The following is an 18,540-nucleotide window of genomic DNA, read 5'->3' on the forward strand; positions in this document are numbered from 1 at the left end:
TAAATCCCTTGCTTCGATTTTGTGGCTTGTGCAGGCATCTTTCCCCAACCGGTTATAGGTCTGGCAGATATAGTATGATGTGGTATAAAAAAAGTTGACAGCCCATTCTCAAGGATTTGAGATATAATCAAGAGAATAAGGAGTGAACAAAAATGGCAGAAAACAGGCAATACGACCATGAATACAAAGTACAGGCAGTGAAACTCGCAAAGGAAATCGGACAAGCAAAAGCCGCTAAAGAACTGGGGGTTCCCAAGAATACCATGTATGGCTGGGTACGGGCCAACCGTCTTGGCAGCCTCGACCTTGGGGCAGGTTCACAAACCCCGAAAAGCGCCATGACGCTTAACGAGGAACTTCTTCAGCTTCGCCAGCAGGTTAAGGAACAGGAAAAAGAAATCCGCCGTTTAAAGAAGGAAAATGACTTTCTGGAGGAAGCCAGCGCTTTTTTCGCCGCGAGCCGTCTGAGGTCAGCAAAAACGAAAGAATGAAGTTTATTGCTCTTAAAACCAAAGATGGCGAATTAAAAGGGGATATCTTCTTTTACTGCAGAATCCTTCATGTCAGCAGGCAGGGATTTTACCAGTACCTTGCAAATAAAGACCTATCAGCCCCTGGCAGACGCCATGATGGAAATCCTTGAGGAAGATGATTGCAATGACACCTACGGCCGGATCCGCATGTATCAGGCATTAATGTTAAAACAGCCTGAAAATGTGGATATTCCCAGCGAACGTACTGTTTACCGTGTCATGGAGTATATCGGCATCAGCCATCATCCCAGGCGCAAACCAAACGGAATCACAAAAGCGGATCGGGAAGCCCGGAAATCAGAAGATCTGTTAAAACGTGATTTCAAGTCAGAGGAACCGCTGGCGAAGTGCGTAACAGACATAACCGAGATCAAAGCCAGCGATGGAAAGCTGTATGTTTCCGCTGTTTTTGACTGTTTCGATTCCAGCGTGGTTGGACTGGCGATGGATACTAATATGAAAGCTCCATTATGTGCGCGGACACTGGAAAACGCGGCGAAGACATATCCGGGCATCCATGGGGCAATTATCCACAGTGACAGGGGAAGCCAGTACACCAGCCAGCTTTATCGGGAGACAATCCGGAAGTATGGCATACGGCAGAGCATGAACAGTGCAGGTGGCAGATGCCATGATAACGCCCGCTGTGAGAGCATGTGGGCCAGAATGAAATCTGAACTGCTCTATGGCCGCTATAATACAGAGAAGATGAGCACGGATGAAGTGAAAACCCTCATCTGGAGATATTTCATCAGCTATTGGAATAACCGGAGGATCTGTTTCTCTAATGGAGGTCTTCCTCCCATGATAAAACGGCAGCGATACTATGATTCCCTGAAAGAAGTAGCATAGGATACAAAATCCTTGAGGAAAATGTGTCAACTAATCTTGACAAAATCAATGTGCGGGTGCTGTGGGACGAGGCCGCCAACACCGGGCAAGTGCCCAACCTCGAAAAGCTGGTGGCGGTCATCCGCTCCCGGGAGGTGAGCCTGACGCTGTTCTACCAGCAGTTGGCCCAATGTAAGGCCATCTACGATAAAAACGCGGAAACCATTTTAGGCAACATGGACAGCGTGGTGTTCCTCGGGGGCCGGGAGGCCAGCACCATCAAGGAGATTTCCGAGAACTGGCTGGGCAAGGCCACCATCTCCATGCAGACCGAGGGCCGCTCCCGTGGGCAGTCGGAAAGCTACAATCAGAACACGCAACGGCTGGGCCGGGAGCTTATGACCCCCGCCGAGCTTGCCACCATGCCCGGCGACAGGTGCATCCTGCAACTGCGGGGCCTGCCGCCGTTCTACTCCCGGAAATACGATTTGAAACAGCACCCCAACTACCGATACACGGCGGAGGCGGACAAGAAGAAAAACGCCTTTTCGCTGGAGCGGCTTATCTGCCGCCGCATGAAAACGCTCAATCCCAACGAGCAGTACACCGTGTACGAGGCGGACGTGCCGGACAAAACGCCCATAGACGAGGACGAGGACATCCTCAACTATGACGATTTGGACGACCCGGACGCTTTTGTATAGCTTTGGGACATTTTGTCCCGAAGTGTCACCTGCCGCCTGCACCGGGCGGCTTTTCCTGTGCCCGGGAATATCCCGGAGAAATGGAGGACTATATGGCATTTTTCGCACCCGCTATCACCACTTTGCAGACCCTTGTTATCGCGCTGGGCGCGGGCCTCGGCGTTTGGGGCGTTGTTAATCTGCTGGAGGGCTACGGCTCGGACAACCCCGGCTCAAATGCTCATGTACGGTAAAGAAGCAAGCAACTGAAAACAACAGATAGACCGCCAGCAGCCCACTATTCCGTATTTTTTCTTAAATCTTCTTAAAAGCACTTGCTTGTGACGCAACGTAATGAGATATACTATTCGAGGAGGTGTGACATGGATAAACATAAAGCGATACCACAAGGTTATATGACCGTTGGTGAAATTGCAAGAAAAATGGACGTTACTGTACGGGCATTACAACATTACGACAGAGAGGGCTTGCTTTCCCCCTCTGCCATGAGTGAAGGGGGGCGTAGGTTATATACAGATAAAGACATAGTAAAACTTCATCAGATTTTATCGCTCAAACATTTGGGATTTTCTTTGGACGACATAAAAAATCGACTGATTCTGCTTGATACACCAGATGAAATTGCTGATGTTCTAATGGAGCAGGCAGTCACTGTCAAACGGAAAATAGAAAGTCTGTCTGAATCGTTGAGAGAATTGGAGGTGCTGCGGAAAGAAGTCCTTCAAATGCAATCAGTTGATTTCAAAAAATATGCGGATATTATTGTTAATCTGCAAATGAAAAACGATTTCTATTGGCTGATTAAACATTTTGACGACCAAACGCTTGACCATATCCGCAGCCATTTTGACAAAGATAGCGGAACGGCATTTGTGAACACTTTCATGCAGCTTCAAAACGAAGCAATAAGACTTCAAAATGCGAATATTCCTGTGGATAGTGATGAGACACAGAATTTTGCAAAAGCCTATTGGGATATGATTATGGATTTCACTGGCGGAGATATGAGTATGCTTCCCAGACTGATTGAATTAGGGCAGTTTCAGAATGCAGACCATAAATGGAAAGTAGCCCAGGATATTGCGAACGGATATGTTGAACAAGCATTAGGTGTTTATTTTTCCCGTTTAGGCATTGACCCATTTAAGGAGGAAACAGAATGAATGAAGCTATAAAAATCAGCAATTTATCAAAGAGTTATGGAACTCACATTGTGCTGAATGGTTTAGATTTTAGCGTACAACAAGGAGAAATTTTTGCTCTGCTCGGCGTGAATGGAGCTGGAAAAACCACGTCGCTTGAATGTATCGAGGGTTTAAGAAAATATGACAGCGGAAACATTACTATAAATGGAATCATGGGCATTCAATTACAATCGGCTTCTTTGCCGAAATACATTAAAGCACTGGAAGCTGTAAAGCTGTTTGCTAAATGGAATAAGACCTCTCTTGACAGAGCAACGCTTGACGCTCTTGGTATTTATGAACTTTCAAAAAAGCCTTATTATCAATTATCAACCGGGCAAAAGCGGCGGCTCCATCTGGCGCTTGCATTAACACGAAATCCCGACATTTTGTTTCTTGATGAACCAACAGCAGGACTTGACGTTGAGGGGCAAATATCTTTACATGAACAAATCCGTCAGTTAAAAGCAATCGGAAAGACAATCATATTAGCAAGCCATGATATGGCAGAAGTTGAGAATTTGTGTGACCGGATTGCTATTCTTTCCGGCGGCAAAATTGCCTTTATCGGGACTGTCGGGCAACTGGGCGATACAATCGGGAAGCATTATAATATCACAATCCAAACGGAAAACAGGACTGAAAACTATGAATCGGAAAATATCGGAAATTCCCTACTTTCGCTGCTCATGCAGTACAAGGAAAAAGGAGAAACTATCACAGATATTAAGATAGACCGTGGTTCACTGGAACAGCACTTTATAAAAATTGCAAAGGGGGAGTAACAATGGGAGCTTTTTTATACGGAGTTTCTTTACAATGGAAGTTAGACATAAGGAGTAAGACATTACTTATAACCTGCTATATCGTACCTCTTTTGTTCTTTGTAATTATGGGCGGTATATTTACATCAGTCATGCCGGAAGCGAGATATACGCTTATTCAGTCCATGACTGTATTTGGTGTGACAATGGGGGCGTTGATTGGTCTGCCGCCCTCTCTTGTTGAAATTTACAGCAGTGATATTAAAAAAGTCTATAAAGCAAATGGTGTTCCGTTAATATTAGGTCTTGCTTTAACAAACATTTCAGCGTATATTCATTTGTTCCTCATGAGCATTATTTTATATATTGCTGCGCCACTGGCTTTTAACGCTGAAATACCAAAAAATCCGGGTATGTACTTCATCAGCCTCGCTGTTTTTATTGCAGTATCATTAAGTATTGCCAGCATAATTGGTTTGGCAGTAAAAGACCAGGCAAAAACTTCTATGTTTTCTATTATTGTTTTTTTGCCGTCAACCATGCTTTCTGGAATTATGTTTCCTATTGAACTACTTCCAAAAACGTTTGAAACAATAGGAAAACTATTTCCGGCTACATGGGGATATAAACTACTGGCGGAAAATGCTTTTAAATTTGAAAGCCTTTTGCCACTGCTCTTGATTTTTATTTTAGCTACTGTTATGTGTAGTATTCTGTTACGAAGAATTGATAAATAGCAAAGACAGACGAGCCAGTCAACGGTCAAGATGAACGGGCTTCGCCCGCCGTTGACAGCCCCGTCTGTCTTTGCTGCTGGGTAGTCAAGGAGCGACAGCAAAAAATGCTGCCGCCCCTTACTATCATTAAAATCTTAACTGCCACTTAGTAGGAAAGGGGGAATTACCATGCCTTGTACAGAAGCATACAAGGAGCATATCGAATACACATTTAACGCCTTTTGCAGAGTTGTCATACACTATGCCGCTATCAACGCATGGCGTGACAGAGATAAGCGGCGGCAAAGGGAAATATCTTTTGAATATCTCACGGAAGAAAAGTTTTATCCATTCTGTACGTCAGACACATATTACATAGACCCCTACAAGCAATACCCAGTTATGATATGCGGTCAGAGGGTTATCTTCACAAACGGGGAGCTTGCCGAAGCCTTGTCTGCCTTGCCGGAGAAAAAGAGGGAAATCATTTATCTTTACTTTTTCGGACATTACACACAGCAGGAAATCGGGGAACTATACGGACGCTGCCGAAGTACGGCGTGGCATCACATACACAGTGCCTTGCAAATGCTGCATAAAGAAATGGAGGTACTTTTCCATGAGAAATCCTAAATTTGTACCGTATGAAACTATTGTCAGAGCAACCAGCGGAGAGCCGGAAGCCATTGACGAGGTTTTACGGCATTATGGCAAAAGAATCCGACTTGCTTCCCTTGAAAACGGACAGGTCAACAAGGACACCGAGGACAATATCAAACGGCGGCTTATCGCTGCCCTGTTCCAGTTCCGCTTTGACGGACAGCCTACCTAACAGGAGGTGAGATTTGTCGCAAAAATAGTCATGCTTATATTTAACGACACAGAAGAAAAAGCGGTTGAGAAAGCCATAGCCGCCCTTGCGGATATGATACCGCTGGAAGCCATGCAGCCGCCCCACTCCCCGGCACTTACTTTTCCGGGATTGGAAATCAGACCGCACCAACGCCGGGTACTGAAAGACGGGGCAGACATTCCTCTCACACGTTTAGAGTACGGCGCACTCTGCTACCTTGCCGCCAGTCCGGGGAGGGTATTCACAAAGGCGCAAATCTTTGAAGCCGTGTGGAGCATGGAAAGTGAAAGCTGCCAGTCAAACGTGGCGAATGTGATATGCAACCTACGGAAAAAGATAGAGCCGGACAGCGGCAAGCCCACTTACATAAAGACCGTTTTAGGCGTGGGCTACAAGTTTGCTTCCGGGGAATGATAACAGAATAACCGCCGCCCATCAGCGGCAGCCAAAGACAGGAAATCAAGAAAAGGTTTCCTGTTTTTTTGCGCCCAAAACCAAGCCGGATTTTGCGCCGCAATAAATTAATTCAAAAACTTTCGGAAAACATTGCCAAAATTTTCCTTTTTCCCGTAGTAGGTAGTATGGGGAAAAATAATTGCCGGGAAGTTTGGCATTTTTTGAAACCGTCCGTATATCACTGCAAAACGGAGCTGATTTTTCCGTTTTTGTCAAATTCTGTTAGGAAAACACGAAAAGAAATTTCGGGGAACTTTGCCAGATTTGCCTTGCCGTTCGTAGTAAGTAATAGAGGGAGAAATACCGCCGCATAGTTGGCAGAATCCACGCCGGACAAGCCGGGATATCAGCAAAAGCCCACACAGAGGAAGCCGCCACTTTCTTAGAGCAAGATTCTACCACAGTACCAAATTTCGCCTACCGGCTCATTTTGTCCTATGGGAATCTTGTTGGGGTTGCCACCCCAAGCCCGCCTTTTTGCGGCTTGCGCCGCTTGAAAAAATCCACCCACGAAAGGAGGTTCACAGCCATGAAAAGATACAACACGCCCCACCGCCACCGGGTAATCAAGACACGCTTGACCGAGGAAGAATACGCCGGGTTTTCCGAGCGTGTCACCCTCTGCAAAATGAGCCAAGCCGAGTTTATCCGGCAAGCCCTAATCAAATCAAGCATACGCCCGGTCATTACCGTTTCCCCGGTCAATGATGAATTACTCTCTGCCGTTGGGAAACTCACAGCCGAGTACGGGAAAATCGGCGGCAACTTGAACCAGATTGCCCGCTGTCTGAATGAGTACGGCGCACCCTATAACGCACTCTCCCAAGAGGTACGAGCCGCCACAGCGGAGCTTGCCGCCTTGAAGTTTGAAGTCTTGCAGAAAGTAGGTGAAGCCGTTGGCAACATTCAAACATATCAGCTCTAAAAATGCCGACTATGGAGCTGCCGAGCAGTACCTAACCTTTGAGTATGACGAGTTTACCATGAAGCCCACACTGGACGGAAATGGGCGGCTTCTCCCCCATGGCGATTACCGCATATCTTCCCTTAATTGCGGCGGGGAAGATTTCGCCATAGCGTGTATGCGTTCCAATCTGAAATACGGCAAGAACCAGAAGCGGGAGGACGTAAAGAGCCACCACTATATTATCAGCTTTGACCCCCGTGACGCACCAGACAACGGCTTGACCGTAGACCGGGCGCAAGCGTTGGGCGAGGAATTTTGCAAGTCGCATTTTCCCGGACACCAAGCCCTTGTTTGTACTCACCCGGACGGGCATAACCACAGCGGCAACATTCATGTGCATATCGTCATAAACAGCTTGCGGATTGCCGAAGTGCCGCTATTGCCCTACATGGAAAGACCAGCCGACACAAGGGAGGGCTGCAAGCACCGCTGTACAGACGCAGCTATGGAATACTTCAAAGCGGAAGTCATGGAGATGTGCCACCGGGAAAACCTCTATCAGATTGACTTGCTGAACGGGAGCAAGAACCGCATTACCGAGCGTGAGTATTGGGCGAAGCGGAAAGGACAAGCCGCGCTGGATAAAGAGAACGCTTCCCTTGCCGCCGCAGGTGAGCCGCCCAAACAAACCAAGTTTGAAACCGACAAGGAGAAGCTACGATGCACAATCCGAGCCGCCCTGTCCTCTGCCGTTTCCTTTGAGGATTTTTCCGGGAAGCTGCTACAACAGGGCGTGACCGTCAAGGAGAGCCGGGGGAGATTATCGTATCTCACGCCGGACAGGACGAAGCCCATCACCGCCCGGAAACTGGGTGATGATTTTGACCGTGCCGCCGTATTGGAAGCACTCACCATAAACGCACAGAACGCCGCAAGAGCCGCCGAAACACCCGCACCCAAACGGAATACCCCCGGAGCATAAAAGACCGCTTACAGAGGAATAAAGCCGCCATAAACGCACCGAAACAAGACAGCGTACAGCGCATGGTAGACATAGCCGCCAAGAAAGCCGAGGGCAAGGGGAAAGGCTACGAGAAATGGGCGACCTTGCACAATCTGAAGCAAATGGCGGCTACCGTGAGCATTTACGAGGAATCTGGCTTTACTTCCCCGGAAGAACTGGAAGCCGCCCTTGCCGCCGTCAGTGCCGGACTGTATGAAACCACCGGGAAACTGAAAGCCGTGGAAAGCACTTTGCGGGAGAAAAAGGACTTGCAGAAACAGCTATTGGCGTATATCAAGACCAAGCCAGCCCGTGACGGATTGCGGGCGCAGAAATCGGAGAAAGCAAAGCGAGCCTACCGGGAGCAGCACGAAAGCGAGTTTATCATTTCCGAATCTGCCGCCCGGTATTTCAAGGCACAGGGAATCTCCAAACTGCCAGCTTCCAAGACCTTACAAACGGAGATTGAGTAGCTTACCAAAGAGAAAAACGCCCTTTACAACGAGTACCGGGAGAAGAAAGAGAACGTCCGGGAATTGCAGACCGTGAAAAACAATCTTGACAAAATTTTAGGCCGTGAACCGGAACGGGGAAAGGGGCGGGAAAATGAACGGTAAACGCCCCTACATGGACTACCCACAGCACAGAGCCGCCCGCCGCCTTGTGCATGAGTGCTGCAACTACGATAACGGCAACTGTATCTTGCTGGATAACGGCGAGCCTTGCGTATGCGTCCAGAGTATCAGCTATTCGCTTATATGTCGCTGGTTCATTACCGCCGTTCTGCCGCTGGACGGGAAACTGGAAGCCGCCCTACTCCACCGGGCAGACAGGAAACGCTGTACCGAGTGCGGCGGGTATTTTCTCCCCAAATCAAACCGGGGGAAATACTGCCCGGATTGCGCCGCAAGAGTGCGCCGCCGGAAAGAAGCCGACAGACAGCGGAAAAGATACCACCTTTCTACGCATTTAGGCTATGAAAGAAGCCCGTAAATCAAGGCTTTTTTGACCGCCCTCAAAGGGTAGACGATACATTTATCCTTTACCCCCGAAAACGGCGTTCTAAAGCGTAACAGAAGCCCAAAACAGACCAAAGGAGGAACGAATGGCAGACAACCGCAAATATTACTACCTAAAGCTGAAAGAGAGCTATTTTGACGAGGACGCTATCGTGCTGCTGGAAAGTATGCAGGACGGTATGCTCTACTCAAACATTCTCTTGAAGATGTACCTAAAATCGCTGAAAAACGGGGGAAAGCTCCAGCTTGCCGAGAATATCCCCTACACCGCACAGATGATAGCCACCATCACCCGCCAGCAAGTCGGCACAGTGGAAAGGGCTTTGCAGATTTTTATGAAACTGGGGCTTGTAGAACCCTTGCAGAACGGGGCTTTGTACATGAGCAACATAGAACTCCTAATCGGTCAGTCCTCTACCGAGGGGGAGAGGAAACGCCGTGCAAGGCTGGCTTTGCAGGAGCAAAAGGCATTGCCGGAAGCCGTGGCGGACAAACGTCCACCAGACGGGGCGGACATTTGTCCGCCAGAGATAGAGATAGAGAAAGAGATAGATATAGAGTTAGAGATAAAGAGAGAGGGAGAGATAAAAACCGGACAGACCGCCCCCGCCCCTTTTGGCAGATATGAAAACGTATTTCTGTCAGAAAAAGAGCTTGCGGAGCTGCAAGAGGAGCTTCCCGGCAAATGGGAGTATTACATTGACCGTCTATCCGGCTATATCGCTTCCAGCGGGAAGAACTACAAGAACCATGCCGCCACTATCCGGCGTTGGGCGGCTGATGACAAGGCAAAGGGGAAGCCAAAAAAGGGAATCCCCGATTATTCCTACAAGGAGGGCGAGAGCCTTTAACCGCATAGACACAACGCCCCGTAAACAGGACGTAAAAGACCATGAACAAGGAGGACGATTTTATGTGTGATTACGATAACGCCATTTTCCGGCTTGCCACGGCACAGGGAGCAGAGCCAGAGGACTACACCGGGGAGGACGGGCTTTTATATTGCGGGAGCTGCCGCCAGCCCAAAGAAGCCTACTTCCCGGAGGGCAAAACATTTTTCGGACGTGACCGCCACCCGAAAGAATGTGACTGCCAGAGAAAACGCCGGGAAACGCTGGAAGCCAGCCACCGGGAATATAAGCACCGGGAGGAAGTGGAACGGCTGAAACGAAAGGGATTTACAGACCCGGCTATGCGGGAATGGACGTTTGAAAACGACAACGGGAAATGCCCCCAAATGCACAAAGCCCATGCTTATGTGGAGTGTTGGGAGGAAATGAAAGCCGGGAATATCGGTTATCTGTTATGGGGCATGGTAGGCACAGGCAAAAGCTATTTCGCCGGGTGTATCGCCAACGCCCTCATGGAGAAAGAGGTTTCCGTGTGCATGACAAACTTTGCCTTGATACTCAACGACCTTGCCGCCAGCTATAAGGACAGGAACGAGTACATAGCCCGACTTTGCAGCTTCCCTCTGCTTATCAAGGCGAACTGCGTTCGCCTGACGATATTCGGCATGGAGCGTGGCACGGAATACGGGCTTGAACAGGTTTACAACGTGATAGACAGCCGATACCGAAGCGGCAAGCCCTTAATCGTGACAACAAATTTGACGCTGGAAGAATTGCAGAACCCGGAGGACACCGCCCACGCCCGCATTTATGACCGCCTTACGGAAATGTGTACCCCCGTCTGCATTACCGGGGAGAATTTCAGGAAAGCCAGAGCAAGGGAGAAAATGGAACGCCTTAAAAAGCTGCTGAACGGAAAGGAGATTTGCCTATGACCGACACGCCCAAGAAAAGCACCGCCACCACCGCCCGCCGCCCGGATTGCGTGACCGAGGTACGCCGGGGGAACACCGTCCTTGTGGTTTCCGGCTACTTCAAACAAGGCACTACCGCCACCGCCGCCGACAAGATGATGAAAGTGCTGGAAGCCGAAAGCGCAGCCGGACACAAGCCGCCTTTTACCGCCTAAGTTGTGGCATGGAAAAGCGGTCATGCCGTGGAGCGTGACCGCTGGAATAGTAATAAATGACACCATGTTTATTTCTTGCTTGATTGCCGTATTTCATTTGCCAGCAGCACGATACCATACAAACCGCAAATCAGTAGAATTATATCTTCATAGGCATTGAAGATGACTGATTTTATTCCGGTCAATCCCCATATGGTCAGTAAAGCGAGGAGCAGATTGTTTTTTCTTTTATAGCCAGCATAAACCGTCATGCTTATGCTGATTACGGGGCAAGGCATGATGTATGTTACCATTTGCGGGAAAGAATTACCTAAAAGAATGGAAACAAAAGGGTACGCTAAATAAAGCACCAGTAGAAACATCTGAAATGCGGTAGGTGTTTTGAGTATATCGTCCTTGTTATGCAGACTTTCGTATAGGAACAGAACACCGCAAGTGATATACAAGGGAAATGCAAAAAATTTCTGAATAGGCTCTGTTCCATACCAAGCGAAAAATCCAATGCCTATAAAGAGGTTAATAATCCCAAGCGAGAATTTTGCCGCCCACTTTATTTTTTTTGTATAGGACAAAGCAACCGCTATGAGTAAAAAAACGAGTAATGCAATTTGGATTATCCATGTTTGTCTGTTGTAATTGCCGATAACATCCCAAAAAACTTGTGCGTCCATGTGTTGCCCCCGTAGATTTAGTTTGTCACTTTGTAACGAACTAAAGTATAGCATAAAAATTTGATATTTTCTATAATAAGCTACTTGCTATAAACCGTAACAAAAAACCGTGATATTTTTCGACATAAAGAAGCAAAAAGGACTGTACAGACAGCCCCGCCCTATGGTATACTAAGCCTACGGAATAGTGGGACTGGCTGTCGGAAACGGAGGACATTATGCCAAGACAGACCACCCAAAAACTGATTACCGCCCTATATCCGAGATTGTCGCACGAGGACACGCTTCAAGGTGAATCCAACTCCATAAGCAACCAAGACGGAATTTGTCAAGGGGGCTTTCTGCAAAAGTTACAAATTGTTCAATAATTATGTATTCTCACATCAATTTTTTCTCAACAAACTGTTGAATTACAAGTTGTATCGTATCTTCTACAAAGTTTGCATACTCGTCTCTTGACATAGTAATAAACTTATTTATTGATTTATCGAGTTCGGGCAAATAACCCATCACGCCGATCTTACGGACGATACTACCTTTTGGGAGATAATCAATATAATCGGGGAAAGATTTTAACGGAAGAATTTCTGTGAGATACCCGGAGTTCGGATGATCGCTCAGATACTCAGCCTCCATTTCGTAGATCTCACGCATATGCTCTTTCTTGGGAATGAGTCTTTTTACTGAATCCCACGTTTCATCCATACCGACAGCGGCAACACGCAATTCTTCGTCTGCCTTAATGCGCATCCATGTCGCTTTAACCCGATCATCGTCTCGGATCATAGCTTGAAACGCTGCATCAGTAATCAAATGACAGTAGTAGCCGAGCAGAAACGCATATTCTTCTGCAGATTTGATTTTGTCTTTACGTTTCAAGATGTACTCATCGCAGAAAGCATCACAGTCCGAGGCTATCTTTCGTTCACTCTGCATCCAATGTGTTACTTCTCTGGACGGCGTAAAGGCTGTCCAATCTTCATTTTCTACGTTGCAATCCGGTGCGATATTACCAACACAGAAGCCACGTCTATCTATGTTCGGAATACGTTCAAGAACGCCATCCGCAATCATTAGGTGTGTTATCCAAGTCGCCATCTGTTTACCTCTTTCTTAAAACGTGCCAAACATCAGAACCGGTAAATCCACACTTGCGATACATCGCCTCTGGTTTTGTAGAGTTATTACATTGACCGGATACAGTAGCGAACTTGGCGTTTTCTTTCATTCGCCATAACAACTCTTAAACGACATATTTACCTAATCCATATCCACGATGTTGTTCAGATACTTGAATCCACTCTAAAACACCCTCACCAATCTCTTTGTCAAGTTCGGCAATGCCTGTTGCAACCACTTCATCGGCTTGGTTATCCTTAATTGCTAACCATAAAGCGGAATCATATACAGGACGAGCTGTGTAGTCTCGGAGGTCGGCTTCTGTTATACCGATCTTGCTATAGCAGCGATTGATGTGCTCTGCAAACTCCTTCAAAGTAGCTTTACAAAGCAAATATCCCTGCGGAGGCACTTGAACAGACAAGTCTTGCAGGCTATGTATTAAGCGAAAATAAGGCTCGTCAATGTAATGCTGATATTCTGTTTTATTGAAATTGTCCTGGTGTACAATGCGCATACCATCGGGTATGGTTATTTTACTTTCCAGTATGGTATAGATGAAACTTTGCAAGGACAAATTAAGTATTCGTTTTTGCTAATCGTCATTTTACTTTATTCTCCAGTTGATTGCTCCTATTTACATACTTTTCTTGATAGTCCGAAATATCTTTGCAGGGGTATTCCGAGCATTTACTACAAGCATCTATACCTCGTTCAATGCAACACTTTTTGAAAGGACATTCCTTGCACAGCTCAAACACGTTCTCTGATCTACCGCCGTCGCAATAGAATTTTTCAAGAGGAATATCAAGTCCAAACCTCTCTTTATAAAAACTCTGAGCCTGTCTGCGCGGATCATCATTATCGGTTTGCGTTGCAATATAAGTAACACACTTTGAACAATCATGACCACAGTAACACGGCAGACCGAACAGCTTACTTATCCGATATGTACTGTCTGCGATTCTTGTTGTCTTATCCCAACGGTCGGACAACGGAAAATATACTCCATCTTTTGCCTTTTCTCCAAAGTCCCATTGTCCATTTTCGTTACGGTTGGCATTGATCCAATCCATAACAAAAGTCAATTTTTCTTTTGCCAGATCATAACGAGACAATACTTCTATCGCAGCGATATAACAACTTGATTTTCGTGAGGCAAATGTTTCTGGAAGCTGATTTAACGGTTTGTCATAAATGTAGTACATTCCATCCGGTTTCGATAAGTAATAATCCAAAAACAAATCTTCTGTTTTGGGTGATAATACCCCCGGAAGCAACGCAGCATGATAGAACATACCAAAACCCGTTTCAAATCCACTCTTGGGTTTTCGTCCTTTCCACTCTGTAAATGCCGCAATATCATCAGCTACGCTGTAACTACCACTGGCAAACGCTTTTTCAACAATTTGTGCCCATTGGTATGCCACTTCAAGAGCAGTTTCATTTTGTGGCTCAAAAATTCGCAACCAAGCCGCCAACATGAGTTTTTCAAAGAAAACCCAATCGTGTTTCTTTTCTGAGTAACTATCAATATCAAGCTCTCCCGTGATACATTGTTCCATGCGTTTAAGAACAGGCTGAATAACTTCATCTTCGGCTGTATATCCAAGATAATAGAGCCTTCGTATTGCCTGTTCAGTTGTATAATTTCTGCCGGGAACAGGGCAACTAAGTGTGTGAAAATTACCCCATAGACCATCTTCACGCCTTTGTGAAAGAATTTGATCTACCCATTTACCATTTCTATAGTTTTGCATAACTCACCGCCTCTGTTTCTGAAAAACAAATCACTTTCCGGTCTTAATCATTTCAATGATTTCTTCCTCGGTCTGGCATTTGTCATAGTCGCCAACAAGCTGACTTTCATAGTGATACACAATGCCTTTTTCCTTGTTTCTAAGGAGACATTTTTCAAGTTCCTCTACACCATATCTTCTTGCAAACTCTGCAAAAGCACGAATACGGGGCTTATCGAGCATACATCCGGTGCAAGGAAATTCAGAACATTCCCAACAGCCGTTCAGCCCTTTTTCTTTACAACAGTTATAGTTTTTGCACCAGCCGTGGCTTTCACAGCCTCCGTCTTGGCAACCTACACAGCCTTTATTTTCGGAACAAACGCAACACGCAAGACCACAAAATGCAATAGCTTTCATTATTGTGCCGCCTCCCATTCTGCTGTGAATTGTCTGATTGTTTGCTGACGGTTGGCACGATCATCACTTACTGCTCTCATTGCGATCTCAAAGAGCTTGTCGCTGAGCTGCCACTTTTCCCGTGTGCGGTTATACTCTCCAAAGAGCGCAAAAGCGGTAGCACCAAGAGTATAGACGTTCGTAATTTCATCAATATCGGCTCCGAGCTGATGTTCTTCCGGGGATTGGAAGCGAGAGCTGCCCCACATATGTCCCATATCGTTGACACACGGTTGTTTGCGGAAAAGGTCAATATCGCAGATTGTAGTCTTTCCGTTCACAAAATCATACATAATGCTGCCGTCATAAAAATCTATGGCTACATAATTGCGCGAGACAACACATTCCAAGAAGCTCAATATGTCGCTGAACACAGCGAGCCTGTCATTGATGGGAAGCTGAATAAAGCGACGATATGCCGCGGGGTACATTCTGCCCATACAATCGCCATCAGCCCACTTGAATACCATAGCGAACCCGTCGCCAATTTCCTTGGCTTCAATAAGCTCAATCAGATTCTCGTGCTTCAGATCGCTGTAAATCGGGAGAGTAGCTTTCAATCTGGAGATAGCATCTGCAGGATCGCCGCCGTACTGCTCGGTAGGAGCACCGGCGAACTTTACAAAATAACGCTGACCGTCTTTTTCAGTACCAAAGCAGATGTTTCCGGAATCCTGGTCATCGTAAACCTTGAACACCGTTCCATACTCTTTCATAAAGCTGAAATCAAAAGTACTTTTCAGCTTGAAAGGAATCCCGTCGATGTACTGCAGATAATACCCTTTGAAATACCATGTCGGCACAGGATTACGCATATTATCGTACCAAGACAGAACCTCCTTGGCTTGGTTCAGCATGGTGTTCACTTCGTCCTGTCCGAACGGAATCGCCCAATATACAGATGAGAGAGTATTGCTTGAAATGTAAAGAGCAAGCAATCTCCAAAACTCCATAGGTACGTTATCATCAAAGTATCCGTTTACCATACCGGAAGCAAAGAGAGGAGCTTTCTGAGCGCACCAAACAATGCGGTTAAATTCTTCCCACGGATCACCGTAATCGTTACGGTTAAAGTCGATAACGTGGAGCTGACCGCCTCTGTCGATCATCATATTGCCGATGTGGTAATCGCCGTGCTGATATACCTGCGGTCTGTTTTTCAGCAAATGACGGTTCTCGTTTATGTAGTCGATAAATGCCTGTCCGTTCTCATACTTGATGGGGCACTCAACGTACTTTTTGATCTTATAATCCATTTTACGGTTAAAACGGATTTCCCAATCCTCCTGCGTTGCAGGAGCAGGAATGGAGTGGATCTTGCGAAGAATACGTCCTGCTTCCAAGCCATATACATATTGCTCGGTATCAGAATAGCCCGACATGACCTGTTCTGCATCTTCGCCGTCAATCCAACTTTGGATGGAATAAACGCCATCCTCACAAGTGCCAAATTCAATGGGCTGGCACATAGGCACTCCAAAAGAAGCGACCTGTTTCATCATATTAAACTCAGACTGCTTTGTGTCGTGCTGTGCAATATCGGAAACACGCAAAAGATACCGTGTGCCGTTTTCGTCGGTAACACAGTATTTTTTATCACTCGACCAGCCTTTGTTTATTGGTTCTTTCGTTACAAAATTCATATCTTTTCTCCGTAGCTCTATCTGCCAAACACCTTGACATCACCGAGCAGTTTAAGGTTTCCATTATCCACGAGAATTGCGCCAGCTCGCACAGCGGTTGCGTACACGGTTTTACCACGTTCAGCAAGTACCCGTTGTATCGACTCATCCTGTTCCGAAGTCCCCTCATAGTGAACTTCCAAATAAAAATCATTCAGATAAGGAAGCCCCTCATAATACTTAAATTCGGGGTAATCATCATCGGGAGACAAATGGTACTCTGCTAACTGAATGACAGCACCGGCACTATAGCCCATCAGAATCCCATCATGTTGCATCAAAATATCATACAAATCGAACTCTTTGATTCGATCCATCATTCTGTCCGGCAACCCACCAAGGAAATAAACAATGTCTGCGCTTTTGATTTTTTGAGTTGCAGATTCCTTTGTGTCGGTAAAATAATTGATAAAGTTAATGTTTTCTTCCGGGATGCCATAAGTAGTAAAGCCTCCAACAATCCCATCGTGATATTTGCCACATTCCTTGCTATACAAAGCATTCCAATCCGACAAGGATTTTACACGGTTGTCTCTAAAGGAGAACGCTACGACCGCAACAGAATGATTTGGCTGTATGTAGTTTTTCAATTCGTCATAGAGCCAAGGCGCATCTATGTCAAATCCTTCAAGTAAAATGTTAATCATTGATTTATCTCCTTTGCTTGTATTTGTGCTTTTTCCAGTACATCTGCAAAGCGCTGTATCGGCTCCGCAAGCGTCTCAGCGTAGTCGAATGTCTCTTTATCGTCTCGATATTCCAACGGACTTCTGCGAACTATCAACGCATATCTAAGGGCATCCGGATTGGGGCAGAGATTGTTTTCCAACGCCCATTCTGCGGCTTTTGTCTTTGCGATGATTTTGCCGGTGCGAAGTGTATAGATGCACCGAGCTATATCCAACATCCAACTGAAGGAGTAGAAGCTCCGTCCGGTGCTTTGTGCGTATTTTCTGATTGTTTCATAGTGTCGTTTAACGTCGGCATACAATTCGTGGAAAGTGGGATATTTCAGTTCCTTTCGTATATCCTTTCCGTACAAGAGGACGCTGCTCTCGACCAGCTCTGCCATGCCGAAGCTGTCAAACGCATAACTATCGGTAATTCGTTCTCCGCTTGTGCCCCAATATACTACACGGTCAGTTTTCTTTGAGAGGAACGCATCCAGGGTGAGCATCCCGCCCTCAAAAGAACGGTAATAGGGATTATCGGGTTCATCTACAAGCATAGCTTGGCGAAGTCCAACGAGCGATTTTGCCTGTTCCTCCGTTATTTGCTTGCTTGTCAATACAAGAATATCAAGATCGCTCCAACCCAATCTGAAATCATTCAGTACAGACGAGCCATACATATAAATTGAAGGTTCACAATCCGAGAGAATACCGCTGATTTCACGAACCGTAGTATTGATAGCGAGCTGTCGTTCTTTTCGTTCTGATCCTGCAGGATGCAGGACATATTTCTGATTTGGGTAATCAAATTCTTCAATAAGCTCGTCTGCAACAAAACCATATTTTTCATACAATGCTCTTGGGGCGGTTCCTTTTTCATCGTCAGCACGGAAAGTAGATACCGAGATTTCTTTTGTTCTGTCTAAATTGGTAAGAGCTTCATCCATGAGAATGGAAGCAACACCACGGCGACGGTATTCGGGCGAAACAGCGAGACAGCAGATCATGTTGTGTCCTCGTGAGAACAGCATAACACCGGCAATCTCGTTTTCGTCCTTTATACAGATAGCCTGTCTCTTGCCCATGAACTTGAGAACGGTGGCTCGATGCTCGTTTAGCTTCTCTTGCGTTTCCAGACCTGGGAAATTCCAGCGCACCTGTGTAACAAGGCTCATCCAATTTTCAATATCTTCCGGTACTCCATAAAAGAGCTGCACAGCATTTCGCCTCCGTTCGTAATCAATTGGTT

Annotated in this window: 21 protein-coding genes and 4 pseudogenes; 17 read left to right on the forward strand and 8 right to left on the reverse strand. The window is 46.3% G+C overall.

Annotated features, from left to right (window positions below):
* Positions 1-152 precede the first annotated feature (152 nt).
* The 16 genes and pseudogenes from NFS35_RS25565 (at position 153) to NFS35_RS25640 (ending at position 10,950) form a co-directional block, all read left to right on the forward strand.
* The gene (locus NFS35_RS25565; protein WP_251209849.1) at positions 153-491 is read left to right on the forward strand and encodes a transposase; all 339 of its coding nucleotides are present in this window, start codon (positions 153-155) and stop codon (positions 489-491) included.
* Positions 488-1,385 (forward strand): annotated as a pseudogene (locus NFS35_RS25570) (IS3 family transposase). Before NFS35_RS25565 ends, NFS35_RS25570 begins: the two are co-directional and overlap by 4 nt.
* A 47-nt stretch (positions 1,386-1,432) precedes the next feature.
* Positions 1,433-2,068: pseudogene (locus tag NFS35_RS25575) on the forward strand (type IV secretory system conjugative DNA transfer family protein); the annotation flags it as partial.
* 92 nt (positions 2,069-2,160) lie between these two features.
* Complete coding sequence (locus NFS35_RS25580; RefSeq protein WP_251209850.1) at positions 2,161-2,301, forward strand: Maff2 family mobile element protein; 141 nt, start codon at positions 2,161-2,163, stop codon at positions 2,299-2,301.
* A gap of 129 nt (positions 2,302-2,430) precedes the next feature.
* Positions 2,431-3,231, forward strand: a complete 801-nt coding sequence (locus NFS35_RS25585; protein ID WP_251209851.1) for a MerR family transcriptional regulator — start codon at positions 2,431-2,433, stop codon at positions 3,229-3,231.
* Positions 3,228-4,037: an ABC transporter ATP-binding protein gene (locus NFS35_RS25590; protein WP_129178625.1), complete on the forward strand. Its 810-nt coding sequence runs from the start codon at positions 3,228-3,230 to the stop codon at positions 4,035-4,037. The genes NFS35_RS25585 and NFS35_RS25590 overlap by 4 nt, the downstream gene beginning before the upstream one ends.
* A gap of 2 nt (positions 4,038-4,039) precedes the next feature.
* Positions 4,040-4,753 carry an ABC transporter permease gene (locus NFS35_RS25595; RefSeq protein ID WP_129178626.1) on the forward strand — a complete coding sequence of 238 codons (714 nt, stop codon included), beginning with the start codon at positions 4,040-4,042 and terminating at the stop codon, positions 4,751-4,753.
* A gap of 168 nt (positions 4,754-4,921) precedes the next feature.
* Positions 4,922-5,365, forward strand: a complete 444-nt coding sequence (locus tag NFS35_RS25600; RefSeq protein ID WP_160643032.1) for an RNA polymerase sigma factor — start codon at positions 4,922-4,924, stop codon at positions 5,363-5,365.
* Complete coding sequence (locus NFS35_RS25605; protein WP_004060543.1) at positions 5,352-5,564, forward strand: helix-turn-helix domain-containing protein; 213 nt, start codon at positions 5,352-5,354, stop codon at positions 5,562-5,564. The genes NFS35_RS25600 and NFS35_RS25605 overlap by 14 nt, the downstream gene beginning before the upstream one ends.
* A 30-nt stretch (positions 5,565-5,594) precedes the next feature.
* Positions 5,595-5,999 carry a winged helix-turn-helix domain-containing protein gene (locus NFS35_RS25610; protein ID WP_120475670.1) on the forward strand — a complete coding sequence of 135 codons (405 nt, stop codon included), beginning with the start codon at positions 5,595-5,597 and terminating at the stop codon, positions 5,997-5,999.
* A gap of 571 nt (positions 6,000-6,570) precedes the next feature.
* Positions 6,571-6,966 (forward strand): plasmid mobilization protein, encoded by a 396-nt coding sequence (locus NFS35_RS25615; RefSeq protein ID WP_251209852.1) that lies wholly within the window; start codon positions 6,571-6,573, stop codon positions 6,964-6,966.
* Positions 6,938-8,568, forward strand: a pseudogene (locus NFS35_RS25620) (relaxase/mobilization nuclease domain-containing protein). The gene NFS35_RS25615 and the pseudogene NFS35_RS25620 overlap by 29 nt, the downstream one beginning before the upstream one ends.
* Positions 8,558-8,944, forward strand: coding sequence for a cysteine-rich VLP domain-containing protein (locus NFS35_RS25625; protein WP_251209853.1), 387 nt, complete (start codon positions 8,558-8,560; stop codon positions 8,942-8,944). Before NFS35_RS25620 ends, NFS35_RS25625 begins: the two are co-directional and overlap by 11 nt.
* A gap of 112 nt (positions 8,945-9,056) precedes the next feature.
* Positions 9,057-9,821 (forward strand): phage replisome organizer N-terminal domain-containing protein, encoded by a 765-nt coding sequence (locus tag NFS35_RS25630; protein ID WP_251209854.1) that lies wholly within the window; start codon positions 9,057-9,059, stop codon positions 9,819-9,821.
* Between the two features lie 62 nt (positions 9,822-9,883).
* Positions 9,884-10,756 carry an ATP-binding protein gene (locus tag NFS35_RS25635; protein ID WP_251209855.1) on the forward strand — a complete coding sequence of 291 codons (873 nt, stop codon included), beginning with the start codon at positions 9,884-9,886 and terminating at the stop codon, positions 10,754-10,756.
* A complete protein-coding gene (locus tag NFS35_RS25640) occupies positions 10,753-10,950 on the forward strand; it encodes a transposon-encoded TnpW family protein (protein WP_016303805.1) in 198 nt (65 codons plus the stop codon). Before NFS35_RS25635 ends, NFS35_RS25640 begins: the two co-directional genes overlap by 4 nt.
* Before the next feature lie 68 nt (positions 10,951-11,018).
* Here the strand turns inward: NFS35_RS25640 and NFS35_RS25645 are convergent, their stop codons facing one another.
* Positions 11,019-11,621: a DUF6064 family protein gene (locus tag NFS35_RS25645; RefSeq protein ID WP_016303804.1), complete on the reverse strand. Its 603-nt coding sequence runs from the start codon at positions 11,619-11,621 to the stop codon at positions 11,019-11,021.
* Between the two features lie 218 nt (positions 11,622-11,839).
* Here NFS35_RS25645 and NFS35_RS29800 point away from each other — a divergent pair.
* Positions 11,840-11,953: pseudogene (locus NFS35_RS29800) on the forward strand (recombinase family protein); the annotation flags it as partial.
* A gap of 46 nt (positions 11,954-11,999) precedes the next feature.
* Here the strand turns inward: NFS35_RS29800 and NFS35_RS25655 are convergent.
* The 7 genes from NFS35_RS25655 to NFS35_RS25685 all read right to left on the reverse strand — a co-directional run bounded on the left by NFS35_RS25655 (position 12,000) and on the right by NFS35_RS25685 (position 18,508).
* Positions 12,000-12,719 carry a zinc dependent phospholipase C family protein gene (locus NFS35_RS25655; protein WP_251209856.1) on the reverse strand — a complete coding sequence of 240 codons (720 nt, stop codon included), beginning with the start codon at positions 12,717-12,719 and terminating at the stop codon, positions 12,000-12,002.
* A 145-nt stretch (positions 12,720-12,864) separates the two neighbouring features.
* Positions 12,865-13,257 (reverse strand): GNAT family N-acetyltransferase, encoded by a 393-nt coding sequence (locus NFS35_RS25660; RefSeq protein ID WP_251209857.1) that lies wholly within the window; start codon positions 13,255-13,257, stop codon positions 12,865-12,867.
* Between the two features lie 85 nt (positions 13,258-13,342).
* On the reverse strand, positions 13,343-14,500 hold the full coding sequence (locus NFS35_RS25665; RefSeq protein WP_251209858.1) for a DUF3795 domain-containing protein: 1,158 nt from the start codon (positions 14,498-14,500) through the stop codon (positions 13,343-13,345).
* A gap of 30 nt (positions 14,501-14,530) precedes the next feature.
* Positions 14,531-14,899, reverse strand: coding sequence for a DUF3795 domain-containing protein (locus tag NFS35_RS25670; protein ID WP_251209859.1), 369 nt, complete (start codon positions 14,897-14,899; stop codon positions 14,531-14,533).
* A complete protein-coding gene (locus tag NFS35_RS25675; protein WP_251209860.1) occupies positions 14,899-16,581 on the reverse strand; it encodes an aminoglycoside phosphotransferase family protein in 1,683 nt (560 codons plus the stop codon). The genes NFS35_RS25670 and NFS35_RS25675 overlap by 1 nt, the downstream gene beginning before the upstream one ends.
* 17 nt (positions 16,582-16,598) lie before the next feature.
* The gene (locus tag NFS35_RS25680; RefSeq protein WP_251209861.1) at positions 16,599-17,267 is read right to left on the reverse strand and encodes a Type 1 glutamine amidotransferase-like domain-containing protein; all 669 of its coding nucleotides are present in this window, start codon (positions 17,265-17,267) and stop codon (positions 16,599-16,601) included.
* Entirely contained in the window at positions 17,264-18,508 is a 1,245-nt protein-coding gene (locus NFS35_RS25685; RefSeq protein ID WP_251209862.1) for a GNAT family N-acetyltransferase, read from the reverse strand. The genes NFS35_RS25680 and NFS35_RS25685 overlap by 4 nt, the downstream gene beginning before the upstream one ends.
* Between the last annotated feature and the right edge of the window lie 32 nt (positions 18,509-18,540).

This window comes from Acetatifactor aquisgranensis (genome assembly GCF_943193215.1).
Taxonomy (GTDB): domain Bacteria; phylum Bacillota; class Clostridia; order Lachnospirales; family Lachnospiraceae; genus Acetatifactor; species Acetatifactor aquisgranensis.